Annotated in this window: 25 protein-coding genes; 15 read left to right on the forward strand and 10 right to left on the reverse strand. The window is 53.2% G+C overall.

The genetic code is table 11. From position 1 onward, the window contains the following. Position 1 precedes the first annotated feature (1 nt). Entirely contained in the window at positions 2-1,279 is a 1,278-nt protein-coding gene (waaA, locus tag SBG_RS17170) for a lipid IV(A) 3-deoxy-D-manno-octulosonic acid transferase (RefSeq protein WP_000891586.1), read from the forward strand. A gap of 8 nt (positions 1,280-1,287) precedes the next feature. Then, positions 1,288-1,767: a pantetheine-phosphate adenylyltransferase gene (coaD, locus tag SBG_RS17175; RefSeq protein ID WP_001171857.1), complete on the forward strand. Its 480-nt coding sequence runs from the start codon at positions 1,288-1,290 to the stop codon at positions 1,765-1,767. A 40-nt stretch (positions 1,768-1,807) separates the two neighbouring features. Here coaD and mutM read toward each other — a convergent pair whose 3' ends face one another. The 4 genes from mutM to radC all read right to left on the reverse strand — a co-directional run bounded on the left by mutM (position 1,808) and on the right by radC (position 4,021). Continuing rightward, the gene (gene mutM / locus SBG_RS17180) at positions 1,808-2,617 is read right to left on the reverse strand and encodes a bifunctional DNA-formamidopyrimidine glycosylase/DNA-(apurinic or apyrimidinic site) lyase (RefSeq protein ID WP_001114522.1); all 810 of its coding nucleotides are present in this window, start codon (positions 2,615-2,617) and stop codon (positions 1,808-1,810) included. Positions 2,618-2,714: 97 nt separating this feature from the next. Continuing rightward, complete coding sequence (gene rpmG, locus SBG_RS17185; protein WP_001051798.1) at positions 2,715-2,882, reverse strand: 50S ribosomal protein L33; 168 nt, start codon at positions 2,880-2,882, stop codon at positions 2,715-2,717. Between the two features lie 20 nt (positions 2,883-2,902). Continuing rightward, positions 2,903-3,139, reverse strand: coding sequence for a 50S ribosomal protein L28 (gene rpmB, locus SBG_RS17190; protein WP_003024071.1), 237 nt, complete (start codon positions 3,137-3,139; stop codon positions 2,903-2,905). A gap of 216 nt (positions 3,140-3,355) precedes the next feature. Continuing rightward, on the reverse strand, positions 3,356-4,021 hold the full coding sequence (gene radC / locus SBG_RS17195; RefSeq protein ID WP_000447198.1) for a RadC family protein: 666 nt from the start codon (positions 4,019-4,021) through the stop codon (positions 3,356-3,358). Between the two features lie 175 nt (positions 4,022-4,196). On the opposite strand from radC, the gene coaBC reads away from it, so the two are divergent. The 3 genes from coaBC to slmA all read left to right on the forward strand — a co-directional run bounded on the left by coaBC (position 4,197) and on the right by slmA (position 6,558). Next, a complete protein-coding gene (gene coaBC / locus SBG_RS17200; protein WP_000060542.1) occupies positions 4,197-5,417 on the forward strand; it encodes a bifunctional phosphopantothenoylcysteine decarboxylase/phosphopantothenate--cysteine ligase CoaBC in 1,221 nt (406 codons plus the stop codon). After that, a complete protein-coding gene (gene dut / locus SBG_RS17205) occupies positions 5,395-5,853 on the forward strand; it encodes a dUTP diphosphatase (protein WP_000976075.1) in 459 nt (152 codons plus the stop codon). Before coaBC ends, dut begins: the two co-directional genes overlap by 23 nt. 108 nt (positions 5,854-5,961) lie before the next feature. Continuing rightward, complete coding sequence (slmA, locus tag SBG_RS17210; protein WP_000818593.1) at positions 5,962-6,558, forward strand: nucleoid occlusion factor SlmA; 597 nt, start codon at positions 5,962-5,964, stop codon at positions 6,556-6,558. Positions 6,559-6,649: 91 nt separating this feature from the next. On the opposite strand, the gene pyrE is transcribed toward slmA, so the two are convergent. After that, on the reverse strand, positions 6,650-7,291 hold the full coding sequence (gene pyrE / locus SBG_RS17215; protein ID WP_000806166.1) for an orotate phosphoribosyltransferase: 642 nt from the start codon (positions 7,289-7,291) through the stop codon (positions 6,650-6,652). Between the two features lie 78 nt (positions 7,292-7,369). Further along, positions 7,370-8,086: a ribonuclease PH gene (gene rph, locus SBG_RS17220; protein WP_001247076.1), complete on the reverse strand. Its 717-nt coding sequence runs from the start codon at positions 8,084-8,086 to the stop codon at positions 7,370-7,372. 125 nt (positions 8,087-8,211) lie between these two features. Here rph and SBG_RS17225 point away from each other — a divergent pair, with 125 nt between their 5' ends. Beyond that, entirely contained in the window at positions 8,212-9,075 is an 864-nt protein-coding gene (locus SBG_RS17225; protein WP_000621355.1) for a YicC/YloC family endoribonuclease, read from the forward strand. Between the two features lie 66 nt (positions 9,076-9,141). Here SBG_RS17225 and SBG_RS17230 read toward each other — a convergent pair whose 3' ends face one another. Then, a complete protein-coding gene (locus SBG_RS17230) occupies positions 9,142-10,044 on the reverse strand; it encodes a LysR family transcriptional regulator (protein WP_001050830.1) in 903 nt (300 codons plus the stop codon). 73 nt (positions 10,045-10,117) lie between these two features. Here SBG_RS17230 and SBG_RS17235 point away from each other — a divergent pair, with 73 nt between their 5' ends. Further along, the gene (locus tag SBG_RS17235) at positions 10,118-11,002 is read left to right on the forward strand and encodes an HARLDQ motif MBL-fold protein (RefSeq protein WP_001082956.1); all 885 of its coding nucleotides are present in this window, start codon (positions 10,118-10,120) and stop codon (positions 11,000-11,002) included. Between the two features lie 249 nt (positions 11,003-11,251). Next, complete coding sequence (locus SBG_RS17240) at positions 11,252-11,869, forward strand: trimeric intracellular cation channel family protein (protein WP_000924336.1); 618 nt, start codon at positions 11,252-11,254, stop codon at positions 11,867-11,869. On the opposite strand, the gene ligB is transcribed toward SBG_RS17240, so the two are convergent. Then, positions 11,866-13,551, reverse strand: coding sequence for an NAD-dependent DNA ligase LigB (gene ligB, locus SBG_RS17245; protein WP_000780528.1), 1,686 nt, complete (start codon positions 13,549-13,551; stop codon positions 11,866-11,868). The genes SBG_RS17240 and ligB overlap by 4 nt on opposite strands. A gap of 255 nt (positions 13,552-13,806) precedes the next feature. On the opposite strand from ligB, the gene gmk reads away from it, so the two are divergent. The 5 genes from gmk to recG all read left to right on the forward strand — a co-directional run bounded on the left by gmk (position 13,807) and on the right by recG (position 19,831). Next, positions 13,807-14,430 carry a guanylate kinase gene (gene gmk / locus SBG_RS17250; RefSeq protein ID WP_000046963.1) on the forward strand — a complete coding sequence of 208 codons (624 nt, stop codon included), beginning with the start codon at positions 13,807-13,809 and terminating at the stop codon, positions 14,428-14,430. 54 nt (positions 14,431-14,484) lie between these two features. Next, the gene (gene rpoZ, locus SBG_RS17255; protein WP_000135058.1) at positions 14,485-14,760 is read left to right on the forward strand and encodes a DNA-directed RNA polymerase subunit omega; all 276 of its coding nucleotides are present in this window, start codon (positions 14,485-14,487) and stop codon (positions 14,758-14,760) included. Between the two features lie 18 nt (positions 14,761-14,778). Continuing rightward, positions 14,779-16,890 (forward strand): bifunctional GTP diphosphokinase/guanosine-3',5'-bis pyrophosphate 3'-pyrophosphohydrolase, encoded by a 2,112-nt coding sequence (gene spoT, locus SBG_RS17260; RefSeq protein ID WP_000280461.1) that lies wholly within the window; start codon positions 14,779-14,781, stop codon positions 16,888-16,890. A 164-nt stretch (positions 16,891-17,054) separates the two neighbouring features. After that, the gene (trmH, locus tag SBG_RS17265; protein WP_000993817.1) at positions 17,055-17,744 is read left to right on the forward strand and encodes a tRNA (guanosine(18)-2'-O)-methyltransferase TrmH; all 690 of its coding nucleotides are present in this window, start codon (positions 17,055-17,057) and stop codon (positions 17,742-17,744) included. Between the two features lie 5 nt (positions 17,745-17,749). Beyond that, complete coding sequence (gene recG / locus SBG_RS17270) at positions 17,750-19,831, forward strand: ATP-dependent DNA helicase RecG (protein ID WP_000016762.1); 2,082 nt, start codon at positions 17,750-17,752, stop codon at positions 19,829-19,831. A 35-nt stretch (positions 19,832-19,866) separates the two neighbouring features. Here recG and gltS read toward each other — a convergent pair whose 3' ends face one another. Beyond that, entirely contained in the window at positions 19,867-21,072 is a 1,206-nt protein-coding gene (gene gltS, locus SBG_RS17275) for a sodium/glutamate symporter (RefSeq protein ID WP_000462244.1), read from the reverse strand. Positions 21,073-21,298: 226 nt separating this feature from the next. Between gltS and xanP the strand changes: the two genes are divergently transcribed. Then, on the forward strand, positions 21,299-22,690 hold the full coding sequence (gene xanP / locus SBG_RS17280; RefSeq protein ID WP_000115432.1) for a xanthine/proton symporter XanP: 1,392 nt from the start codon (positions 21,299-21,301) through the stop codon (positions 22,688-22,690). Between the two features lie 120 nt (positions 22,691-22,810). Then, positions 22,811-24,517: an AsmA family protein gene (locus SBG_RS17285; protein WP_000766634.1), complete on the forward strand. Its 1,707-nt coding sequence runs from the start codon at positions 22,811-22,813 to the stop codon at positions 24,515-24,517. A gap of 80 nt (positions 24,518-24,597) precedes the next feature. Here SBG_RS17285 and yicI read toward each other — a convergent pair whose 3' ends face one another. Continuing rightward, a complete protein-coding gene (gene yicI / locus SBG_RS17290) occupies positions 24,598-26,916 on the reverse strand; it encodes an alpha-xylosidase (RefSeq protein WP_000703016.1) in 2,319 nt (772 codons plus the stop codon). Positions 26,917-26,926 lie beyond the last annotated feature (10 nt).

Genomic DNA, 26,926 nt, shown 5'->3' on the forward strand with positions numbered 1-26,926 from the left:
TATGCTCGAATTGCTTTACACCGCCCTTCTCTACCTTATTCAGCCTCTGATCTGGATACGGCTTTGGGTGCGCGGGCGTAAAGCGCCGGCCTATCGTAAACGCTGGGGTGAACGCTACGGATTCTACCGCCGTCCGTTGAAGCCGGGCGGAATCATGCTGCATTCCGTCTCTGTGGGCGAAACTCTGGCAGCCATTCCATTGGTCCGCGCTTTGCGTCATCGCTATCCCGACCTGCCTATTACCGTAACAACGATGACGCCGACCGGTTCGGAGCGCGTCCAGTCCGCCTTTGGCAACGATGTTCAGCATGTTTACTTGCCTTATGATTTGCCCGATGCGCTCAATCGCTTCCTCAATAAGATCGACCCTAAGCTGGTATTGATCATGGAAACGGAGCTATGGCCGAATCTGATTGCCGCTCTGCACAAACGCCATATCCCACTGGTTATCGCTAATGCGCGGCTTTCCGCCCGCTCCGCCGCGGGTTATACGAAACTTGGCAAGTTTGTCCGTACGCTTTTGCGCCGTATCACTCTGATTGCCGCGCAAAACGAAGAAGACGGCGAACGCTTTGTGGCGCTAGGTGCGAAAAACAATCAGGTCACTGTCACTGGCAGCCTGAAGTTCGATATTTCGGTCACCCCACAGCTGGCGGCCAAAGCCGTTACGCTACGTCGCCAGTGGGCACCGCACCGTCCGGTCTGGATTGCCACCAGTACCCATGATGGCGAAGAGAGTATCGTACTCGCCGCTCACCAGGCGTTATTACATCAATTCCCGAATTTATTACTGATTCTGGTGCCTCGCCATCCGGAGCGTTTCCCGGATGCTATCAACCTTGTGCGTCAGGCAGGGCTAAGCTATATCACTCGTTCATCGGGGGAAGTCCCGTCCGCCAGTACTCAGGTCGTGGTTGGCGATACTATGGGCGAATTGATGTTACTCTATGGGATTGCCGATCTCGCCTTTGTCGGCGGTTCACTGGTTGAACGTGGCGGCCATAACCCGCTGGAAGCCGCCGCGCATGCGATTCCGGTACTGATGGGCCCACATACCTTTAACTTTAAAGATATTTGCGCCCGTCTGGAGCAGGCGAGCGGACTCATCACCATTACTGATGCGGCTACGCTGGCAAAAGAAGTTTCCTCTTTACTGACCGACGCTGATTATCGTAATTTCTACGGACGTCACGCAGTTGAAGTACTGTATCAAAATCAGGGCGCGCTCCAGCGTCTGCTGCAACTGCTGGAACCTTATCTGCCACCGAAAACGCATTGAGGGCTGTCATGCAAAAACGGGCAATTTATCCGGGTACGTTTGATCCGATTACCAACGGTCATATCGACATCGTGACGCGCGCGACGCAGATGTTTGACCATGTCATTCTGGCTATCGCCGCCAGCCCTGGTAAAAAACCTATGTTCACCCTGGATGAACGTGTGGCGCTGGCGCAAAAAGCGACTGCACACCTTAGCCATGTAGAGGTGGTCGGCTTTAGCGATCTGATGGCCAATTTCGCCCGCGACAGACAAGCCACTATCCTGATTCGCGGTCTGCGCGCTGTGGCGGATTTTGAATATGAAATGCAGTTAGCGCACATGAATCGCCACCTGATGCCCCAACTGGAAAGCGTTTTCCTGATGCCCTCAAAAGAGTGGTCGTTTATCTCGTCGTCGTTGGTTAAAGAAGTAGCGCGTCATCAGGGCGATGTGACCCACTTTCTGCCAGATAATGTGCATCAGGCGCTGATGGATAAGTTGAAATAAGTGTTGCCCGGTGATGCAACGGCTTGCCGGGCCTGGCATTTTACTTCTGACAGTGACGGCAATAGAAGGTCGCACGCTGTGCATGTTTCGTTGCGGCTATCGGCGTACCGCATACCCGACACGGCTCGCCTTTGCGACCGTACACCTGTAACTCCTGTGCAAAATAGCCCGGTTTTCCATCGCTTTGCAGAAAATCCTTCAGCGTTGTCCCGCCTTGTTCAATAGAGCGCAGCAAAACGGCTTTAATCACCCGTGCCAGCAGGTCGCACTCCTCTGTCGAGAGTGACGACGCCAGGCGGTCAGGGTGAATACCAGCGGCAAACAGCGACTCGCTGGCGTAGATATTCCCCACGCCGACCACCAGCTTGTTATCCATCAGCCAGGGTTTAATCGCCGTCTTCTTCTTCGCGCATTTCTGCTGCAAATATTCGCCATTAAACGCATCGCTTAGCGGCTCTGGCCCCAGGTGCGCCAGCACGTTATGCCCTTCCAGTTCTTTGGTCCAAAGCCAGGCGCCAAAGCGGCGAGGATCGGTATAGCGCAGGATTTTGCCGTTGCTCATCACCAGATCGACATGGTCATGTTTTTCCGCCGGCAACGATTCCGACAGTATTCGCAAGCTTCCCGACATTCCCAGATGAATGATTATCCAGCCGTCAGGCAACTCCAGCAGCAGGTATTTAGCACGGCGCTGAACGCTAAGGACAGGCGTATCGCTCAGACGATAAATTTCGTCTGAAACCGGCCAGCGCAGGCGCCCGTTGCGGATATGGGCGTGCAGTATAGTGGCGCCAACCAGATGGGGCTCAATACCCCGACGGCTGGTTTCTACTTCTGGTAATTCAGGCATAGCATCTCCGGCGGTGTGGCAGGTCTCATTAATATGGGGACGGCCAGAAAACAAAAAACCCCGCCGAAGCGAGGTTTTTGTTACATCAAAGCGAGAATTATTTGATTTTCGCTTCTTTGTAGATAACGTGCTGACGAACAACTGGATCGAATTTTTTCAGTTCCAGTTTTTCTGGTTTAGTACGTTTGTTCTTCGTAGTGGTATAGAAGTGACCAGTACCAGCAGAAGAAACCAGCTTGATCTTCTCACGAATACCTTTAGCCATGATTTATTTCCTCTTAGTACTTAGTACTTTTCGCCACGGGCACGCAGTTCAGACAGAACTGTTTCGATGCCTTTTTTATCGATGACACGCATACCTTTAGCAGATACACGCAGGGTGACAAAACGCTTTTCGCTCTCAACCCAGAAACGGTGAGAGTGCAGGTTAGGCAGGAAACGGCGTTTAGTCGCGTTCAGTGCGTGGGAACGGTTGTTACCGGTCACCGGACGCTTGCCAGTAACTTGGCAGACTCGGGACATGTCTATTCTCCAAAAATCAAATTAGCTCGAGCTTCGTATGGGGTATTGGCGCCTCGTCAGGCTGTAAAGCCCGGTCACGACGGTTCTAAGTGAACCCCCGATTGCCAGGCCCAAATGCCAAACCCGAGATTCTCAAAGGTGGCGTAGTATACGCTGACCCGGCGATATGCTCAAGTCCCGAACAGACAAAGATCCCGATGGATCGCGCAAACTACGCTAAATCCATCCACGTTCAGCGAAAGAAACATATTCTCCGCGCCCAATCACCAGGTGATCAAGTACACGGATGTCCATGAACTGACAGCATTTTACTACGCGCTCGGTGATAAGTTTATCCGCTTTGCTCGGCTCCGCGCAGCCTGAAGGGTGATTATGCGCCAGAATAACCGCCGAGGCATTGAGTTTAATCGCTTCCCGAACAATCTCGCGCGGATGCACCTCAACGTGGTTAAGCGTTCCGGAAAAAAGACGGCTATGCTGAAGCACCCGATGCTGAGCGTCGAGGAAGATCACCAAAAAGATCTCACGCTCCTCACCCGTTAGCTGGCTTTGCAAAAATTCCCGGGTCATTTCTGGACTGAGCAACGCATTTTCTTCATGCATACGCACGCTGTAATAACGCCTGGCGAGTTCTGCAATTCCTTTCAGCTGCGCGAACTTCGCTATACCAATGCCATTCACGCCGCGAAACTGCGCAAAGTCCGCTGAGAGCAGACCATACAGTGACCCAAAGCGCTGCAATATCTCTGCCGCCAACGTCATGACATCTTTTCCCGGTGTGCCGGTACGTAAAAAAAGCGCCAACAGCTCCACGTCGTTAAGGGAGCCAATGCCGGATTTGAGCATTTTTTCACGCGGTAATAGTTCGTCAAACGTCTCCATCCGCGCACCTCCTTTTTAAGCAGGCGGCATAGTGGCACAGCCTTTGGAGGAGATCGACGCCGCCGTTTTGTTCTTGCGTAGCGCCTCGCAAAGTGGATCACAGGCAGAGGCACGACGCCGTCGAGATTGTGATAAAATGGCCGCCCTCCGAAGCCACCTAACAGGAAAGATCATAATGAGCCTGGTCGGTAAGAAAATTGTTCTCGGCGTCAGCGGCGGTATTGCTGCGTACAAAACACCGGAACTGGTGCGCCGTTTACGTGAGCGCGGCGCTGACGTACGCGTGGCAATGACCGAGGCGGCAAAAGCCTTTATTACCCCCCTGAGCTTACAGGCCGTCTCGGGCTATCCCGTGTCAGACAGCCTACTGGACCCTGCCGCTGAAGCCGCAATGGGGCATATTGAGTTGGGAAAATGGGCCGACCTGGTTATTCTCGCGCCCGCAACAGCGGATCTAATCGCCCGCGTAGCAGCTGGTATGGCCAATGATTTAGTCTCTACCATCTGCCTGGCGACGCCAGCTCCGGTTGCCGTTCTTCCGGCCATGAATCAACAAATGTATCGCGCCTCTGCCACACAGCATAACCTGGACGTACTTGCCTCTCGCGGCCTGTTAATTTGGGGACCGGATAGCGGCAGCCAGGCGTGCGGCGATGTAGGTCCGGGCCGTATGCTGGACCCACTGGTTATCGTCGATCAGGTCGCTACACATTTCGCTGCCGCCAACGATTTGCAACATCTTAATATCATGATTACAGCAGGCCCGACACGCGAACCGCTCGACCCGGTGCGTTATATTTCCAACCACAGCTCCGGTAAAATGGGCTTTGCTATTGCGGCGGCGGCGGCGCGGCGTGGCGCAAACGTCACGCTGGTCTCCGGTCCGGTTTCGTTATCAACACCGCCTTTTGTACAACGCATTGATGTCATGACCGCGCTGGACATGGAAGCTGCGGTTCAATCTGCTGTTCAGCAACAGCATATTTTCATTGGTTGCGCCGCCGTAGCTGACTATCGCGCAGAAACTATCGCCAGTGAAAAAATCAAAAAGCAGGCGACGCAGGGTGATGAATTAACAGTAAAAATGGTTAAAAATCCGGACATCATCGCCGGGGTGGCCGCACTCAGCGACCATCGACCCTATGTTGTTGGGTTTGCCGCGGAAACAAATAATGTGGAAGAATACGCCCGGCAAAAACGTATCCGCAAGAACCTTGACTTGATCTGTGCAAATGACGTTTCACTTTCAAATCAAGGGTTTAACAGCGATAACAACGCATTACATCTTTTCTGGCAGGATGGAGATAAAGTCTTACCGCTTGAGCGAAAAGAACTCCTGGGCCAATTATTACTCGACGAGATCGTGACCCGTTATGATGAAAAAAATCGACGTTAAGATTCTGGACCCGCGTGTCGGTCAACAGTTTCCGCTGCCGACTTATGCTACTTCTGGTTCTGCCGGACTTGACCTGCGCGCCTGCCTCGACGCTGCCGTAGAACTGGCGCCTGGCGCAACAACGTTGGTGCCCACCGGTCTGGCTATTCATATCGCCGATCCGTCACTGGCGGCGGTCATGTTGCCGCGCTCGGGTCTGGGTCATAAACATGGTATCGTGCTGGGCAACCTGGTCGGACTGATTGATTCCGATTACCAGGGGCAGCTGATGGTGTCGATCTGGAACCGTGGTCAGGACAGTTTTACCATTGAGCCGGGCGAACGTATCGCGCAAATGGTGTTTGTTCCGGTCGTTCAGGCCGAATTTAATCTGGTGGAAGCGTTTGACGCTACCGAACGTGGCGAGGGCGGCTTCGGCCATTCCGGCCGTAAGTAACTATTTGCGCATCCCAATAATGTCATAAACTCGCCGCAAACGCTGTGTTTGCGGTTATAGCGTGGATGCTCGCCTGGCAAGTGCTTATTTTCAGGGGTATTTTGTAACATGGCAGAAAAACAAACTGCGAAAAGGAATCGTCGCGAAGAAATACTTCAGTCACTGGCGTTGATGCTTGAATCCAGCGATGGGAGTCAACGCATCACGACGGCAAAACTGGCAGCTTCAGTCGGCGTTTCCGAAGCGGCGCTATACCGCCATTTTCCCAGCAAGACCCGCATGTTCGATAGCCTGATTGAGTTTATCGAAGATAGCCTCATTACCCGTATCAACCTGATTTTAAAAGATGAAAAAGATACCAGCGCGCGGTTGCGGCTGATTGTGTTGCTCATTCTGGGTTTCGGCGAGCGCAATCCTGGCCTGACGCGCATTCTTACCGGCCACGCACTGATGTTTGAGCAGGATCGCCTGCAGGGGCGCATTAACCAGCTTTTTGAGCGCATCGAAGCACAGCTCCGTCAGGTGCTGCGAGAAAAAAGAATGCGTGAAGGCGAAGGTTACGCCACGGATGAGACTTTGCTGGCAAGCCAGCTGTTAGCCTTCTGTGAAGGGATGCTTTCGCGGTTCGTGCGTAGCGAATTTAAATACCGCCCAACGGACGATTTTGACGCACGTTGGCCACTGATGGCCGCCCAGTTGCAGTAACCGGTAATGTGTCCGGTGGCGCTACGCTTATCTGGCCTACAAAATTACCGTAGGCTGAATAAGCGCAGCGCCATCCGGCGTTCTCGCTCTCTTACACACCAAACGCTTCGCGGTAGGCCCGTACCGCAGCCAGATGCTCCGCCATCTCTGGCTTCTCTTCCAGATAAGCAATCAGGTCTTGCAGGGTGATAATTGAGATCACTTTACAGCCATAGTCGCGCTCTACTTCCTGAATTGCGGAAATCTCGCCGCGGCCACGCTCCTGACGATCCAACGAAATCAGCACGCCAGCAAGCGTTGCCCCGTGAGCGTGAATAATCTCCATCGACTCGCGAATCGCCGTCCCGGCGGTAATCACGTCATCCACCAGCATCACGCGGCCCTGTAACGCGCTACCCACCAAATTTCCGCCTTCACCGTGGTCTTTCGCCTCTTTACGGTTAAAGCAGTACGGCAGATCTTTATCGTGGTGTTCCGCCAGCGCAACCGCCGTCGTTGTCGCAATCGGAATACCTTTGTACGCAGGCCCAAACAGCAAATCGAATTCAATACCGGAATCTACCAGCGCTTCAGCATAAAAACGGCCTAACAACGCCAGATCACGCCCGGTATTAAACAGCCCGGCGTTGAAGAAATAAGGGCTTTTGCGCCCGGATTTCAGCGTAAATTCGCCAAACTTGAGTACCTGTTTGTTAAGCGCAAACTCAATAAACTGGCGTTGATACGGCTTCATGGATTCGCTCCTTTTCTTACTTTCATCATTAACAAATTTACAGACAAAAAAAAGGCGACTCATTCGTCGCCTTTAATATCAATTTTCTAGCGCCGCCTTCTGCGTCGCGACAATGGATTCGATGCCCCCCCGGGCCAACGCCAACAAAGTGAGAAGTTCTTCATGGCTAAACGGCTCGCCTTCCGCGGTACCCTGTACCTCTATAATGCGGCCATCTTCGGTCATCACAACGTTCATATCGGTTTCAGCGGCAGAATCTTCGATATATTCCAGATCGCACAGCGCTTCGCCATTAACGATACCAACGGAAACCGCCGCCACCATGCCTTTCATCGGATTGGTTTTCAGCTTACCGTTTGCAACCAGCGTGTTCAGCGCATCCGCCAGCGCAACACAGGCACCGGTAATAGACGCCGTACGCGTACCGCCATCAGCCTGAATGACATCGCAGTCCAGCGTGATGGTAAATTCGCCAAGCGCTTTCAGATCAACCGCCGCACGCAGCGCACGCGCGATCAGACGCTGAATTTCCATAGTACGGCCACCTTGCTTACCCTTTGCCGCTTCACGCGCGTTACGGGTATGTGTCGCACGGGGCAACATGCCATACTCAGCAGTGATCCAGCCCTGGCCCTGGCCTTTCAGAAAGCGCGGGACGCCTTCTTCAATGGAAGCGGTACACAACACTTTGGTATCTCCAAATTCGACCAGCACCGAGCCTTCAGCGTGTTTTGTATAGTTACGGGTCAGGGTTACGGGACGCACCTGATTAGCGCTACGGCCTGCTGGACGCATATTGAGATCTCCGGCTTAAAACGAATGTGGCTGCGCATTATACGGACTTCCGATGGTTATTCCTATCCTGACAAGGTCTGGATAGCTATAATCCTTCCATCTCTCCTTTAAAAACGGGAACGTCTATGATCCGCAGTATGACCGCCTACGCCCGGCGTGAAATCAAGGGTGAATGGGGTAGCGCGACCTGGGAAATGCGCTCGGTAAACCAGCGTTATCTGGAAACTTACTTTCGTCTGCCGGAACAGTTCCGTAGTCTTGAACCCGTCGTGCGCGAACGTATTCGGACACGTCTGACGCGCGGCAAAGTCGAATGTATGTTGCGTTTTGAACCCGATGTGAGCGCACAGGCGGAACTTATCCTCAATGAAAAGCTCGCGAAACAATTAGTTAGCGCCGCAAACTGGGTCAAAATGCAGAGCGACGAAGGGGAAATCAATCCGGTTGATATTTTGCGCTGGCCTGGCGTGATGGCCGCCCAGGAGCAGGATCTGGATGCGATTGCCGCAGAAATTTTAGCCGCGCTGGACAGTACGCTGGATGACTTTATTGTGGCGCGTGAAACGGAAGGTCAGGCGCTAAAAGCGCTGATTGAACAACGGCTGGAAGGCGTCAGCGCCGAAGTAGCGAAAGTCCGTGCGCATATGCCGGAAATTTTGCAGTGGCAGCGTGAACGGCTGGTCGCCAAACTAGAAGACGCACAAGTACAGTTGGAAAACAACCGTCTGGAGCAAGAACTGGTCCTGATGGCGCAGCGCATTGACGTGGCGGAAGAGTTGGATCGTTTGGAAGCGCACGTCAAAGAGACGTACAACATTCTGAAGAAAAAAGAGGCGGTAGGCCGCCGTCTGGACTTCATGATGCAGGAATTTAACCGTGAGTCGAACACCCTGGCATCCAAATCCATCAACGCTGAGGTAACCAACTCCGCCATTGAATTAAAAGTATTGATCGAGCAAATGCGCGAGCAGATTCAGAACATTGAGTAAGACTGGCATTCAATATGCCATAGAGCCCGCTTTATGCGATGCAGTCCATATTGCGGGCTTTCACGTTTATTGATAGTACATTTTTAATTTCCGGCGAATAGCCTCGATAAAACGTCGTTTCCATTCCACCGTTGAAACCCGGTATTGCATAAAAATCGCGCCTTCTGCCTGCTCTCCGGCGAGCGGCAGGACAAAAAGTCCACGCTTATCAGATAAATTTTCATACCAGGGACACGGTACAATAGCCATCAGCGGCGCAGACTGGACAGCAGGCACAAGCTGGCTGTAATCATGACAAACAAACGCCAGCGGCCGTTCAAACCCGGCGCGAGCCTGCTGCCTGTCCAGTTCGTTACTCTCTTTTGTCCACGGCAGACAGTATATGTGCTGATAATGCTGTAGCTCATTAAAATGCAACGTGTTGGCATTCTCCAGACGTGAACGTAGCGGAGTTCCATAAAGCGCAATCAGACGCGTAGCTCCTATCCGTTCGTAATGCAGGGCGCTGACCTGCCTTTGATGGTCGCCAACCGCCAGCACCAGATCGACCGTACTATCCAACAGTTCATCACGCCAGGGGCGGCGGGCAAAAGGAATGCACTCAATCACTGCCTGATGAAAGTGACCTTTTTCTGCCAGTACAGGCGTAAGCAACGCGTTCAGAGCAGGTGGCAGAACCACCCGAAAGCAACGGGAGCCGTTCTCTTTTTCGCCAAATAACTCCTCATTAAGCGAAACAAATACAGGTGTTAGCTTATCACGTAGCGCCAGCGCATAAGGCGTAGGGACCTGGCGATTCCCTTCCCGTCGAAACAACGGATCGTCTAGCGCATCGCGTAATCTCATCAGAGCATGACTCACCGCAGAAGGCGACAAGGCCAGCTTTTGCGCTGTTTTACCCGTAGAACCCGTTTCCAGCAGCACATACAGTACTTTTAACAGGTTCATATCTATTTGCAGCAAATTCATTAAACGTCTCTCTTATTGAACCTGGCTAAATTACTGCCAGGTATACTGCGGGCGCTTCAATCAGGAGAACATTATGAATCGCTATGCATTATTCTTTGTATGTATATTTTCAGCATCCGCACTTCCCGCAATGGCAGCATTAGATCCTTCACAAGCCTTATCTCCCGCGCCTCCCTTGTCACTGTTTAAGGCGTGGGCTAACCCTATGGAGCCGTTTCAAATCACGGAAGGCGTGTGGTATGTCGGCACAGAAAATCTCTCTTCTATTCTGCTCACCACCCCAGCTGGGCATATCCTTATTGATGCGGGGATGGATGAAAGCGCACCGCAAATTAAAGCTAATATTGAAACGGCAGGATTTCGCCTCACTGACGTGCGCTATCTGCTGAACAGCCATGCGCGGTTGGATCAGGCGGGGGGCATGGCACGTTTGAAAGCGTGGAGCGGCGCACAGTTGGTCGCCAGTCAACCCAATGCCGATCAGATGGCGAGGGGCGGGCGGCAGGATTTTGCACTTGGCGATGCACTACCCTTTCCCCCTGTCACGACCGATAAAATTATCCGCGACCGGGAAAGGATCAGCCTCGGGGGAATAACCGTAACAGCGTTATTCACACCAGGCCATCTTCCCGGCTCAACCTCATGGCGCGTGACGCTACGCAATGGCAAGACGCTGATTTACGCCGATAGTCTCGCCACGCCTGATTATCTCCTGATTAACAACAAAAATTACCCAAACCTGGTGACTGATATCCAGCGTAGTTTTAAAACACTGGCCGCCCAGCATGTTGATATTTTTATTGCCAACAAAGGCGATCGCTTTGGGCTGCAGGAGAAACGACAGAAACTTCACAACGGCGATACACAAGCCTTTTTTGATCCCACTGGCTTGCAGCAGTATGTGAAACGCTCGCGTCAGCGCTTCACCATGCAACTGACTACACAGCAACCACAATGAAATAATGAACCGGTGGCACATTTCGTGCCACCGTTTACATAATTTATCTAAGCCAAAAAAGAAAAACACCTCATAAACCAGCCTCTAAAAATAACGCCCAATTCATTGATATTTTTAATGAATAATTATTTACTATAAAAATGAAAGCATTAGTTAAACTTATTAATTACATAATACCTTAGAAAATCTCAATCGTGATACAGCGCACAAATCGTTAATCTTCGCTCCCATGAAATCAGGGGGGAAATCATGCTGTTGCACGTTCTTTATTTAATTGGCATCACCGCCGAAGCCATGACGGGCGCACTCGCTGCGGGCCGTCGCCGCATGGATACATTCGGCGTAATTATTATTGCTACCGCCACCGCGATCGGCGGAGGCTCGGTTCGCGATATTTTGCTCGGCCATTACCCGCTTGGTTGGGTGAAGCATCCTGAGTATGTCATTATTGTGGCGACAGCCGCCGTATTAACCACTATTGTTGCTCCTGTGATGCCCTACTTACGCAAGCTTTTTCTGGTACTTGACGCGCTGGGGTTGGTGGTATTTTCCATTATTGGCGCTCAGATAGCCCTTGATATGGGCGAAGGGCCAATTATTGCCGTGGTGGCCGCTGTCACTACTGGCGTCTTTGGCGGCGTACTTCGCGATATGTTTTGTAAGCGCATCCCGTTGGTGTTTCAAAAAGAGCTATATGCTGGCATCTCGTTCGCTTCAGCGGTTCTCTACATCGCGTTACAACATTACGTCACTAATCCGGATGTCGTCGTTATCTCTACGCTACTGTTTGGTTTTACTGCAAGATTATTAGCGCTACGTCTGAAACTTGGTCTGCCGGTATTTTATTACCGCCATGAGGGACACTAAGGCCCGAACCCTGGAATACGCTGAGTAGCCAGCCATCTGCTCAGCGCGTTAATCTGAGGATTATCCTGCCAGGCGATAATTTTCCCGACACGACGCTCGCCTGTCGCAGGCAACTGCCGCCAGTGCTGCTTTGTTTGCGTCAATAACTGTTCCCATGAACGAACGCCGCTGGCCTGCAAGGCGGCCTGCGTTAAAGGGATATCCATCGCCATTATCCAGCGGGAAAAGGGTTGTCGGCGCGCCAGATTAAATTGCCGCCATATCTGTTCACTTTTTTCCTTAGCAAAACCGGGAGTGCTTGCTATTTGTGCAGGCGTCAGGGCAAGCCAGGAGAAGATATGTTCAAAGCGATGCGTCTGATGCAAAGCCCGCCAACGCGCTTCTCCCATGCCATCCAGCCCCAGGACTGATCTTGAGCCCAGCCATACCAGCCTGGAGATAAACTGTTCCTGACACGCTGCCGAAGCATAAAAGCAGGTCAGTGAATTGAAATCATGACCAGGAGGCACAGGCTTACTCCGCTCACGACTCCGCCAGACGACCTCATCAAGCCGGGGAATACCTTGCCCGGCCAGACTCACCAGGATCTGATCGCCTGGCGCGATATCCCATGCCTGCCAACGTTTGACAGAACCAATATTGACCCGCTGAACCCGCTTATCATCCAGCATAACGGGGACAAGCGACGCTACCACAGCAATTTTACCGCTTTTCCCTACCGAGAACTGAATAGCACTCACTTGCGCAACCTGTGCTACCGGCGGATATTTCCATGCTGCCAGCCAGTCGCCCTGTCCGGGCTGCCAGTGATGTGACGCGGGTTCTTTAGCCATGCGTATCACTACGCCATCCGTAACAAAAGGTAGAGCTGATGTCAGCCATAACTGACGCGCCTGTTCGACGTCGTCGGCGCTTTTCACCGCCCTGGAATATTTCTGCGTCAGGCTGAATCCGGCCTTAGTGAGCTGATTTAATCTTTCAGACATGGTTGTCGGACCGTCCGGCCACGCCCAAATAAAAATACCTAACGAATTAAGCGCCGGGGCGTTATCCTGGCGCATTAACATTCCTGCGACTTTCGAGCGAGCATTCATGCCCCCCATTCGTTGCTGGATATGCCCCTCACGCTGTAGAAAAATCTCCCCTTGCAAAACCGCGTTGGCAAGCGCGCCTCGTGTTGTCTGCGGTATTGCAGGAATGTGATAAATTTTTTGCGTCCAGTCTTCGCCTTGTAGCCCATTGCCCCGGCTGATAGCTCGCGTTAGTTTACCGTTCTGATAAACCAACGTTACCGCTACGCCATCTACTTTTGGTTGAACCCAAAGCCCACTGCGCCCACGCATCCACTGCGCTAGCGCCTGTCGGTCCGCGAGTTTGCGCACGCCCGTATGCGCAACAGGATGCGCTGTTGCGCCGCTTATTGGCGGCAAGCCTTGTTCTGGCGAAACATCATCGCCAACACAGCGTTGCCACTGAACCAGTCTTGCGCTGAGCTGGTCGTACACACTATCGTCAACCGCGCTAACACCTTGTTTCCAGTAGATATCATTCCAGTCAGTAAGCTGTTGCTGCAAACGAGAGATTTCTTCAGTCGCTCTTGCTGACGGCCAGTCCGGGCAAACCGCTCCGCTTTGGGCGTGCCACAATAACATCCCCCACGCCATGCTTTTCCATAATTTCATCACGACCTCCCTTGTAGATTGCCGGCAGGTATAACGCGTCATTGCATAAAAACCGAGAGGTAAAAACGTATCATACAAGTCGCTTTCCAGATTTTTGGGCGGGTTGCAGCAACAACGCGATAAAAGCGGAAAAAAGTACGCAAAATGCAATAATCTGGCGCAAAAAGTGTGACAAAGACTACGTCACATAACGGCGATGTGTATAATAAGCCCGTATCAAGACTCTATTTCGATAATCACATACGTAAGATACTCATGGCTCAAGGTACGCTTTATATTGTTTCAGCCCCTAGTGGCGCGGGTAAATCCAGCCTGATTCAGGCTTTATTAAAAACCCAACCGTTGTATGACACTCAGGTTTCCGTTTCACATACCACGCGCGCGCCGCGTCCGGGTGAAGTACACGGTGAACACTATTTCTTTGTGAATCATGATGAGTTTAAAACTATGATTGGCAGAGAGGCGTTTCTGGAGCACGCGGAAGTGTTTGGCAATTACTACGGCACCTCTCGTGAAACCATTGAGCAAGTGTTAGCAACTGGGGTCGATGTTTTTCTGGATATCGACTGGCAGGGCGCTCAGCAAATTCGTGAAAAGATGCCGCAAGCACGCAGTATTTTCATTTTACCGCCGTCAAAGATCGAACTGGATCGCCGTTTACGCGGTCGTGGGCAAGATAGCGAAGACGTCATTGCAAAACGAATGGCGCAAGCAGTTGCAGAAATGAGCCATTACGCCGAATATGATTATCTTATTGTGAATGACGACTTCGATACCGCGCTAAGCGACTTGAAAACTATCATTCGCGCTGAACGTTTGCGCATGAGCCGCCAAAAGCAGCGTCATGACGCTTTAATCAGCAAATTGTTGGCAGACTGAACCCACTTTCAGTATCATGCCCAGTCATTTCTTCACCTGTGGAGCATTTTAAGTATGGCACGCGTAACTGTTCAGGACGCTGTAGAGAAAATTGGTAACCGTTTTGACCTGGTACTGGTCGCCGCGCGTCGCGCTCGTCAGATGCAGGTAGGCGGAAAGGATCCGCTGGTACCGGAAGAAAACGATAAAACTACTGTTATCGCGCTACGCGAAATCGAAGAAGGTCTGATTAACAACCAGATTCTCGATGTCCGCGAACGCCAGGAGCAGCAAGAGCAGGAAGCCGCTGAATTACAAGCCGTTACCGCTATTGCTGAAGGTCGTCGTTAATCATAAAGCGGGTCGCCCTTGTATCTGTTTGAAAGCCTGGATCAACTGATTCAAACCTACCTGCCGGAAGACCAGATTAAGCGTCTTCGGCAGGCGTATCTCGTTGCACGTGACGCTCACGAGGGCCAGACACGTTCAAGCGGTGAACCCTATATCACGCACCCGGTAGCGGTGGCCTGTATTCTGGCCGAGATGAAACTCGACTACGAAACGCTGATGGCCGCGCTCCTGCATGACGTGATCGAAGATACCCCCGCCACCTATCAGGACATGGAACAGCTTTTCGGTAAAAGCGTTGCCGAACTGGTAGAGGGGGTGTCGAAACTTGATAAGCTCAAGTTCCGCGATAAGAAAGAGGCCCAGGCCGAAAACTTTCGCAAAATGATTATGGCGATGGTGCAGGATATCCGCGTCATCCTCATTAAGCTTGCTGACCGTACCCATAACATGCGCACGCTGGGCTCACTTCGTCCGGATAAACGTCGTCGCATTGCCCGTGAAACCCTCGAAATCTACAGCCCGCTGGCGCACCGTTTAGGTATTCATCACATTAAAACCGAGCTGGAAGAGCTGGGTTTTGAAGCGCTGTATCCCAATCGTTACCGCGTCATCAAAGAAGTGGTGAAAGCGGCGCGCGGCAACCGTAAAGAGATGATCCAAAAAATCCTCTCTGAAATCGAAGGGCGTTTGCAGGAAGCGGGAATTCCGTGTCGCGTTAGCGGTCGCGAGAAACATCTCTATTCCATCTACTGCAAGATGGTGCTCAAAGAGCAACGGTTTCACTCGATCATGGATATCTATGCGTTTCGCGTTATCGTCCATGACTCCGACACCTGCTATCGTGTGCTCGGCCAGATGCACAGCCTTTATAAACCACGTCCGGGGCGTGTGAAGGACTACATCGCCATTCCGAAAGCGAATGGCTACCAGTCTTTACACACCTCGATGATTGGCCCCCACGGCGTTCCTGTTGAAGTCCAGATTCGTACCGAAGATATGGATCAGATGGCAGAGATGGGGGTCGCGGCGCACTGGGCCTATAAAGAGCACGGTGAAACCAGCACCACGGCGCAGATCCGCGCCCAGCGCTGGATGCAAAGCCTACTTGAGCTGCAACAGAGCGCCGGTAGTTCGTTTGAATTTATCGAAAGCGTAAAATCCGATCTCTTTCCGGATGAAATTTACGTTTTCACCCCGGAAGGACGCATTGTTGAACTGCCCGCCGGCGCCACGCCGGTGGATTTCGCCTATGCTGTGCATACCGACATCGGTCACGCCTGCGTTGGCGCGCGTGTCGACCGCCAGCCTTATCCGCTATCGCAGCCACTTAGCAGCGGTCAGACCGTCGAAATTATTACCGCGCCGGGCGCCCGACCAAACGCCGCATGGCTCAATTTTGTCGTCAGTTCCAAAGCGCGCGCTAAGATTCGCCAGTTGTTGAAAAACCTCAAACGTGATGATTCCGTAAGCCTGGGGCGCCGTCTGCTTAACCATGCTTTAGGCGGCAGCCGTAAGCTGGCGGAAATTCCGCAGGAAAATATCCAGCGCGAGCTGGATCGTATGAAGCTGGCAACACTTGACGATCTGCTGGCGGAAATCGGTCTCGGCAACGCGATGAGCGTAGTGGTCGCGAAAAATCTGCAGCAAGGCGAAGCCGTGGTGCCGACCGTTGCGCAATCGAATCATGGCCACCTGCCGATTAAAGGCGCGGATGGCGTACTGATCACCTTTGCCAAGTGTTGTCGTCCAATACCTGGAGACCCGATCATCGCTCACGTCAGTCCAGGTAAAGGGCTGGTGATCCACCATGAATCCTGCCGTAATATCCGTGGCTACCAGAAAGAGCCAGAGAAATTTATGGCGGTCGAGTGGGACAAAGAGACGGAGCAGGAATTCATTACCGAAATCAAGGTGGAAATGTTTAACCATCAGGGCGCTCTGGCTAACCTGACAGCGGCGATTAATACTACCACCTCCAATATTCAGAGCCTGAATACTGAAGAGAAAGATGGTCGCGTCTATAGCACCTTTATTCGCCTTACCGCGCGCGATCGCGTACACCTGGCGAATATCATGCGCAAAATCCGCGTGATGCCAGACGTCATTAAAGTCACCCGAAACCGAAACTAATTTTTTATACAAAATCATTCGCCTTGTTCAAGGCGGCAAGCGAATGACAAATCTGCCGGGAGCAGATTTGAACGCTGCTTGTAGCGGCCCTGTAAGGGGCGAGGTCCAGGGAGGGCCGAGTAATCCGCAGCGACTACAGAGGCAATTTGAAGGATGAAGTGTAAATGAATGCACAACGTTATGCGCGGATATGTGAAATGCTCGCCAGGCGTCAGCCCGATCTGACGGTCTGCATGGAGCAAGTCCACAAACCTCATAACGTTTCTGCCATCATTCGTACCGCAGATGCCGTTGGTGTCCATGAAGTCCATGCTGTCTGGCCAGGTAGCCGTATGCGTACCATGGCCTCGGCGGCGGCGGGCAGTAACAGCTGGGTCCAGGTAAAAACGCACCGCACCATTAGCGATGCAGTAGCACATTTGAAAGGACGGGAAATGCAGGTTCTGGCGACCCATCTTTCTGACAAGGCCGTGGATTTTCGCGAAATAGATTATACGCGCCCGACCTGTATTCTGATGGGGCAGGAAAAAACCGGTATTACTCAGGAAGCATTAAACCTGGCGGATCAGGATATCATTATCCCCATGATCGGTATGGTGCAGTCGCTGAATGTTTCCGTCGCCTCCGCGCTCATTCTTTATGAAGCCCAGCGCCAGCGGCAAAACGCAGGCATGTACCTGCGTGAAAACAGCATGTTGCCGGAAGCTGAACAGCAGCGTTTGCTGTTTGAAGGCGGCTATCCGGTGCTGGCGAAAGTCGCTAAACGTAAAGGTCTGCCCTATCCCCTGGTGAACCAGCGAGGCGAAATCGAAGCCGATGCTGACTGGTGGGCGACGATGCAGGCGGCAGGATAAGCGCCATGTCGGGCCGCTTGTTAGACGCTGTCCCGCTCAGTACGCTAACGGGTGTTGGCGCGGCGCAGAGCGGCAAACTGGCGAAAATCGGCCTGCATACCGTTCAGGATCTCCTGTTACACCTTCCCCTGCGTTACGAAGACCGAACGCATCTCTACCCCATTGGCGAGCTACTGCCGGGCATCTACGCCACCGTTGAAGGTGAAGTACTGAACTGTAACGTCACTTTCGGCGGTCGTCGGATGATGACCTGCCAAATCAGCGACGGCTCCGGTATTCTCACCATGCGCTTTTTCAACTTTAGCGCGGCCATGAAAAACAGTCTGGCGACGGGGCGACGCGTGCTGGCCTACGGCGAAGCGAAGCGTGGCAAATACGGCGCAGAGATGATCCACCCGGAATACCGCGTACAGGGCGATCTCAGCACGCCGGTACTTCAGGAAACGCTCACCCCCGTCTATCCAACCACCGAGGGTGTGAAACAAGCGACACTACGTAAGCTCACCGATCAGGCGCTGGAACTGCTCGGCACGTGCGCCATTGCCGAACTACTGCCACCGGAACTGGCGCAAGGCATGATGAGCCTGCCGGAGGCGTTACGTACGCTGCATCGCCCGCCGCCAACGCTCCAGCTCGCCGATTTAGAAACCGGCAAACATCCGGCGCAGCGGCGCCTGATTCTTGAAGAGCTGCTGGCGCACAATCTCAGTATGCTGGCGCTTCGCGCAGGCGCGCAGCGTTATCATGCTCAGCCGCTGAGTACCAATGACACCTTAAAACATCAACTGTTAGCGTCATTACCCTTTAAACCCACCAGCGCACAGGCACGGGTCGTAGCAGAGATCGAACGCGATATGGCGCTTGACGTCCCCATGATGCGTCTGGTTCAGGGCGACGTGGGGTCTGGTAAAACGTTGGTTGCCGCACTTGCCGCCTTACGCGCTATTGCCCACGGTAAACAGGTCGCGTTGATGGCGCCGACCGAACTGCTGGCAGAACAACATGCGAATAACTTCCGTAACTGGTTTGCTCCGCTCGGGATTGAAGTCGGCTGGCTGGCCGGTAAGCAAAAAGGTAAAGCGCGAGTGGCACAGCAAGAAGCTATCGTCAACGGACAGGTGCAAATGGTCGTGGGCACGCACGCTATTTTCCAGGAACAGGTACAGTTTAACGGCCTGGCGCTGGTTATTATCGACGAACAACACCGCTTCGGCGTTCATCAGCGTCTGGCATTATGGGAAAAAGGCCAGCAGCAGGGCTTTCATCCACACCAGTTGATCATGACCGCAACGCCCATTCCGCGTACCCTGGCAATGACGGCTTATGCCGACCTGGATACCTCGGTGATTGATGAACTGCCGCCGGGCCGTACACCGGTCACCACCGTTGCCATTCCGGACACTCGCCGCCATGAAATTATTGACCGCGTGCGCAACGCCTGTACAACCGAAGGCAGACAGGCCTACTGGGTATGTACGCTGATTGAAGAATCCGACCTGCTGGAAGCACAGGCGGCGGAAGCGACCCGGGAAGAGCTCAAGCTGGCGCTGCCGGAGTTAAATATCGGTCTGGTACATGGGCGCATGAAACCGGCAGAGAAACAGGCGGTGATGGCCGCCTTTAAGCAGGGTGAATTGCATTTACTGGTCGCGACGACCGTGATTGAGGTCGGCGTTGACGTACCGAACGCCAGCCTGATGATCATTGAAAACCCGGAACGTCTGGGGTTGGCTCAACTTCACCAGCTCAGAGGCCGCGTCGGGCGCGGCGCGGTTGCCTCTCACTGCGTACTGCTTTACAAATCCCCGCTGTCAAAAACCGCACAAAAACGGCTTCAGGTTCTGCGTGACAGCAATGACGGCTTTGTGATTGCGCAAAAGGATCTGGAGATTCGCGGCCCGGGGGAACTACTGGGTACTCGCCAGACGGGAAATGCTGAATTTAAAGTTGCTGACTTACTGCGTGATCAGGCCATTATTCCGGAAGTTCAGCGCATCGCGCGCCACATTCATGAACGTTACCCACGACAGGCAGCGGCGCTGATTGAACGCTGGATGCCAGAAACAGAACGCTATTCTAACGCCTGATAAGCGCGGCGGTTTTGAAGCCGCCGCACAGATGATTATTGCGCAAAAATCGGTAACAGCAGATACAGCTTAATCACCAGCGCATTGACGATATCAATAAAGAACGCACCGACCATCGGTACCACCAGAAACGCCATATGCGAGGGTCCAAAGCGGTCGGTAATCGCCTGCATATTGGCAATTGCGGTTGGTGTTGCACCCAGACCAAAGCCACAATGACCGGCCGCCAGCACTGCCGCATCGTAGTTTTTCCCCATCATACGCCAGGTGACGAAGATGGCGTACAGCGCCATGAATACTGTCTGTACCACCAGAATCGCCAGCATTGGCAGCGCCAGAGAGGCCAGCTCCCAGAGTTTCAGGCTCATCAGTGCCATGGCCAGGAATAGTGACAGGCTGACGTTACCCAATACCGAAACGGCACGTTCAAACACGCGATAAAAGCCCGCCAGCGCCAGACCATTACTGAGGATCACCCCAACAAACAGCACACAAACGAAGACAGGAAGTTCAAGCACCGTACCGGCCAGTAGCTGCGCTACGATTTTGCCAACGGTCAGGCAGATAGCAATCAGGGCAATGGTTTCAATCAGCACCAGAGAGGTGATCATACGACCTACATCCGGCTTTTCAAAGGCCGTCGGCACAGCCTGATCATCAGGCATTCCATCCGGTGTTGTAGAATGTTTTACCAGATAACGGGCGACCGGGCCGCCAATCAACCCGCCCAGTACCAGACCAAAGGTCGCACATGCCATCGCAACTTCAGTGGCATTGGTAAAGCCGTAACGCTCAATAAACAGCTTACTCCACGCCGCACCGGTACCATGACCACCGGAAAGCGTAATTGACCCGGCAATCAGTCCCATTAACGGGTCCAGCCCCAGCAAGCTTGCCATGCCAATACCAATGGCGTTCTGCATCAACAGTAAGCCGACCACGACGATCAGAAAGACCCCAACGACGCGCCCCCCTTTCCGTAGGCTGGCAAGGTTGGCGTTAAGGCCAATCGTTGCGAAAAACGCCAGCATTAGCGGGTCGCGCAGCGTCATATCGAAATTCACTTCCCAGCCGACACTTTTTTTCAGCACCAGCAGAGCAATCGCCACCAGTAGCCCACCAGCCACCGGTTCCGGAATCGTATATTTCTTCAGTAAGGAGACCGACTGGACCAGCTTGCGCCCCAGTAGCAGCACCAGCGTTGCGGCGACAAGGGTCGATAAGGTATCGAGTTCAAACATTTAACGCTCCTGTAGTACGCTTTGACATGTGCGCACAAATCATTTCCTGAGTCAGTTTTTTAGCTCTTTGTGAGTTGTCGGCATGGATTTTAAGCAGAAAAAGGCAAAAAGTTATATAAAAAGGTGCATTTATCTTTTTTAAATATTAAGAATATTCGCTAGCAATCGTTTGCTTTTGCTATCCGGTCAGATAAAATCACCGCTTTTCCACCATGAGAATGCCCTGATGTCCGTGAACGCCATCGAGCCGACAGATGCGCAACCGGTTGCGCAGACGCAAAACAGCGAGTTGATTTATCGTCTTGAAGATCGCCCGCCGCTCCCTCAAACTCTTTTTGCCGCCTGTCAGCATCTACTGGCGATGTTTGTCGCCGTCATCACGCCTGCGCTGTTAATCTGCCAGGCGTTGGGTTTACCAGCGCAGGATACACAGCACATCATTAGCATGTCGCTATTCGCCTCCGGCGTAGCCTCTATGATTCAAATTAAAGCGTGGGGGCCGGTAGGTTCGGGGCTGTTATCCATCCAGGGGACCAGTTTTAACTTTGTCGCCCCACTGATTATGGGCGGTACCGCGCTGAAAACCGGCGGCGCGGACGTACCGACAATGATGGCGGCGCTGTTCGGCACGCTGATGCTGGCAAGCTGCACCGAGATGGTACTCTCCCGGATTTTACATCTGGCGCGCCGGATTATCACGCCATTAGTTTCCGGCGTAGTCGTGATGATTATTGGCTTGTCGCTGATCCAGGTGGGGTTAACATCCATCGGCGGCGGCTATGCCGCTATGAGCGATAACACCTTTGGCGCACCGAAAAACCTGCTGCTGGCCGGCGTCGTCCTGGCCATTATTATCCTGCTGAATCGGCAGCGTAATCCCTACCTGCGGGTGGCTTCTTTGGTTATTGCCATGGCGGCAGGCTATCTTCTGGCCTGGTTTATGGGCATGTTGCCTGAGAATAACGCGCCAGTCTCACAGGACATCCTGATGGTGCCGACCCCGCTGTATTATGGTCTGGGCATTGACTGGAACCTGTTACTGCCGTTGATGCTGGTCTTTATGATTACCTCGCTGGAGACTATCGGCGATATCACCGCCACCTCTGATGTCTCCGAGCAGCCGGTATCCGGCCCCTTGTACATGAAACGGCTAAAGGGCGGCGTGCTGGCTAACGGTCTTAACTCGTTTGTGTCTGCGGTCTTTAATACGTTCCCGAACTCCTGCTTCGGGCAGAATAACGGCGTGATTCAGTTGACCGGCGTCGCCAGTCGCTATGTCGGTTTTGTTGTCGCGCTGATGCTGATTGTGCTCGGCCTGTTCCCGGCGGTAAGCGGTTTTGTACAGCATATTCCGGAACCGGTGCTGGGTGGCGCTACGCTGGTGATGTTTGGCACTATTGCCGCCTCCGGGGTACGTATTGTCTCTCGCGAGCCATTGAACCGCCGTGCAATTCTGATTATCGCTCTGTCGCTGGCCGTAGGGCTTGGCGTCTCTCAACAGCCGCAAATTCTGCAGTTCGCGCCGGAATGGGTGAAAAATTTACTCTCATCCGGGATTGCCGCTGGCGGTATCACGGCCATTGTTCTGAATCTGGTACTCCCGCCAGAAAAACCGTAAACACTATACAGCGGCGACCCGCTTTGCCGCCGCTGTAACGCTCTTTCACCATTCCTGTCTTGAGGATTGCACGTAAATCGTGCATAAAACCCCTATGTGCATTTCACGGGATGGAAGACCATGAAATTGATCGGGAAGGTACTTCTCTACGTGCTGGTCACCTGCTTAGTGGTGATTTTCGGCTTTTATTTTCTGTTGCAAACGCGCTGGGGCGCGGATCAGGTTAGCAACTGGGTATCAGAGAACAGCAGTTATCACTTGACGTTCGACGTGATGGATCACCATTTTTCCGCCCCATCTCATCTTTTGCTTGAGAATGTGACCTTTGGCCGGGATGGCCAGCCTGCCACTTTGGTCGCCAAAACCGTGGATATTGGCCTGAGCATTCGCCAGTTAACTGCACCTCTGCATGTCGACACAATTCTATTGCAGGACGGCACGCTGAATATTTCAGTGCAAACCGCGCCCTTCCCGTTTGAGGCCGACCGTCTGCAACTTCGTAATATGGCTCTGAATAGTCCCGGCAGTGAATGGCGATTAAGCGCCCAGCGCGTTAACGGCGGCATTATGCCCTGGCGACCAGAAGCCGGACAGGTATTAGGTAATCAAGCACAGGTTCAACTAAGCGCGGGGTCGCTGACCTTAAACGATGTTCCCGCCACCAATGTGCTTATTGAGGGCAGTATCGACCATAATCAGGTGATGTTAAACACAGTTGGCGCTGATATGGCGCGTGGAGCGCTAACCGGCGTTGCCCGGCGTAATGCTGACGGGAGTTGGGTTGTTGAAAACCTGCGGCTGAATGATATTCGGCTACAAAGCGATAAATCCCTGAGCGAGTTCTTTGCGCCGCTGACCACGATTCCCTCCTTACAGATTGGCCGTCTTGAAGTGACGGACGCCAGCCTGCAAGGACCAGACTGGGCCGTCACCGATCTTGATCTGAGTTTGCGCAATCTGACTCTGCACAAAGAAGACTGGCAAAGTCAGGAAGGTAAATTATCGATGAACGCCAGCGAGTTTATTTATGGCTCGCTGCACTTTCTCGATCCCATTCTGAACGCTGAGTTTTCTCCACAGGGCGTGGCATTGCGTCAGTTCACCACCCGCTGGGAAGGCGGTATGGTCAGAACCTCCGGCGCCTGGTTACGTGAGGGTAAAGCACTCATCCTTGACGATACCGCTATCGCTGGTTTGGAGTATACGCTGCCGGAAAACTGGAAGCAGTTATGGATGAAACCGTTGCCCGGTTGGTTGAACAGCCTGACGCTGAAAAAATTCAGCGCCAGCCGTAATCTGATAATTGATATCGATCCGGCCTTTCCGTGGCAAATTACCGCCCTGGACGGATACGGTGCGAACCTGGGCCTGGTGCAGAATCATCAGTGGGGTGTATGGAGTGGAAACGCGACGCTTAATGCCGCAGCGGCGACCTTTAACCGTGTAGACGTGCGCCGACCGTCGCTGTCGTTGACGGCCAATGCCAGTACGGTCAACATCAGCGATCTGAGTGCGTTTACCGGGAAAGGAATACTGGAAGCCACCGCCAGCATATCGCAACTTCCGCAGCGTCAGACGCAGATCAGCCTGAACGCACGCGGCGTACCGATGGACGTATTGCAACAATGGGGATGGCCGGCCCTGCCGATGAGCGGTGATGGCAATATTCAACTCACCGCCAGCGGCAATATTCAGGCCGATGCGCCGTTAAAGCCTACGGTAAACGGACAATTACACGCGGTGAACGCGCAGAAACAGCAGGTGACGCAAACGATGCTGGCGGGCGTAGTGTCCAGTGGGGACGTTACTGCGCCGCCTGCACAATAACAACAGATGGCCCGGAGGCGCTAACGCTTACCGGGCCATCTGTAAACCGGATAAGCGCAACACCATCCGGCAATGCCGACTTAAAGCGTAATCACCAGCGTATTCCCTTGCGGCGTGACTACCACGCCCTGTTCGCTCCCCGCATATGAACCGCATTTGATACCACTAATCTGAGCCACATTACGCAAACACAACGTCCAGTTGCGCGCTTCACCTTCGCCGCTCACCGTAATAGTGTTGCCGCTACGTTTCGCCTTCAGCGTAAAGATCGTTGAGCCATCCGCCGCTGGCACTTCACACACCGCTTCGCGTCCGTCTTCCAGATGGAAGAGCTGGAACGCAGTGCCCTCATGCCAGGCATAATCGGGCTTCTGGCTATTATTCCCCAACGCCAGCAGCGTGTTGTCACGCACGTATACCGGCAGGCTCAGGAAGTCATGCTGCTGTTTATGCCAGCGGCTACCCTGCACTTCATCATTGCGCCACAGGTGCGTCCAGCACCCCTGTGGCAGATAAAACTGCACGTCGCCCGCTTCAGAGAACACCGGCGCAACCATCACCGCATCACCCAGCATGTACTGGCGGTCAAGATAATCGCACGCCGGATCGTCCGGGAACTCCAGCATCATTGCACGCATCATCGGCGTTCCCTGCACGTTAGCGAGTGCCGCCTGCCGATACAGATACGGCATCATCCGGCATTTCTGCTCAGTAAAGTAGCGCACTACATCGCAGGACTCGTCATCATAGGCCCACGGCACCCGGTAGGATTTGCTGCCATGCAGACGACTGTGGCTGGAGAGCAGCCCGAACGCGCACCAACGTTTGTAAACGTGCGCTGGCGCGGTGTTCTCAAATCCACCGATATCATGGCTCCAGAAGCCAAAACCAGACAGCCCAATGGATAGCCCGCCGCGCAGGCTTTCCGCCATCGACTCATAGTTGGCGTAGCAGTCACCGCCCCAGTGCACCGGGAACTGTTGCGCACCCACCGAGGCGGAACGGGCAAATAACACCGCCTCTTCAACGCCTACGGCCTCTTTCAGCACGTTCCATACCAGTTCGTTGTAGATGTAGGCATAATGGTTGTGCATTTTCTGCGGATCGGAGCCATCGAACCACTTCACATCCGTCGGGATTCGCTCGCCAAAGTCGGTTTTAAAGCAGTCGACGCCGATATCCACCAGCCCTTTCAGCTTGTTGGCATACCACCGGCAGGCTTCCGGGTTAGTAAAGTCATAAATCGCCAGTCCGGGCTGCCATTTATCCCATTGCCAGAGGGAACCATCCGGGCGCTTAAGCAAATACCCCTTCTCTTTCAATTCATTAAAAACAGGCGATTTTTGCCCAATATACGGGTTAATCCATACGCAGACTTTAAGCCCTTTTTTCTTCAGCCGGCGGATCATGCCTTCTGGATCGGGGAAGGTCACCGGGTCCCATTCAAAATCACACCACTGGAAGGCCTTCATCCAAAAACAGTCGAAGTGGAAGACATGCAACGGCAAATTGCGCTCGGCCATGCCGTCAATAAAGCGGTTGACCGTCGCTTCGTCATAGTTGGTGGTAAACGAGGTGGTCAGCCACAGACCAAACGACCAGGCAGGCGGCAGCGCCGGGCGACCAGTGAAGCGGGTGTAGCGGTTAAGCACCTCTTTTGGTGTCGGGCCGTCGATGACGAAGTATTCCAGATATTCGCCCTCAACGCTGAACTGCACTTTGGAGACTTTCTCAGAGCCAATTTCAAACGACACGCACTGCGGATGATTCACCAGCACGCCGTAGCCGCGATTAGTCAGATAAAACGGAATATTCTTGTACGATTGTTCAGTACTGGTGCCGCCATCGCGGTTCCAGGTTTCGACGGTCTGACCGTTACGCACCAGCGCGGTAAAGCGCTCGCCCAGCCCGTAGACGGTTTCTCCTACCCCCAGATCCAGACGTTCGAACATATAGTTGCGACCGCTGTTGGCATCCTGTACGTAACCGTTATTTTTCAACTGGCTGCCGGTAATACGCTCACCGTTGCGCAGAAAATCCAGTGACCAGAGTTCGCCTTTGGTCACACGAACGCTCAGGTTGCCGCTTTTCAGCTCGGCAAACCCGGCGTTGTTCTGTATCTCGACCTGCACGTCCTGTAATACGTTCAGCGGATAATGCGGGCCGTTATCCAGCGCGCCCTGAAAATGTTCCATTCGTACGCCAATCACCCCTTCCTGCGGGGAGAAAAAGCGCAGCGTAAACAGCGGAGTATCTAACTGCCAGGTCCGTTCACGCACGTCGCGCGGCGCGGCATAGACCACCATCTCATTACCCTGCTGTTCCACGTCGAACACCTGAATAGGATGAATGAGAGTAAGGCCAGGCTGGATCAGCCAGTTTCCGTCGCTAATTTTCATGGTCTGTTCC

This window comes from Salmonella bongori NCTC 12419 (assembly GCF_000252995.1).
Classification (GTDB): domain Bacteria; phylum Pseudomonadota; class Gammaproteobacteria; order Enterobacterales; family Enterobacteriaceae; genus Salmonella; species Salmonella bongori.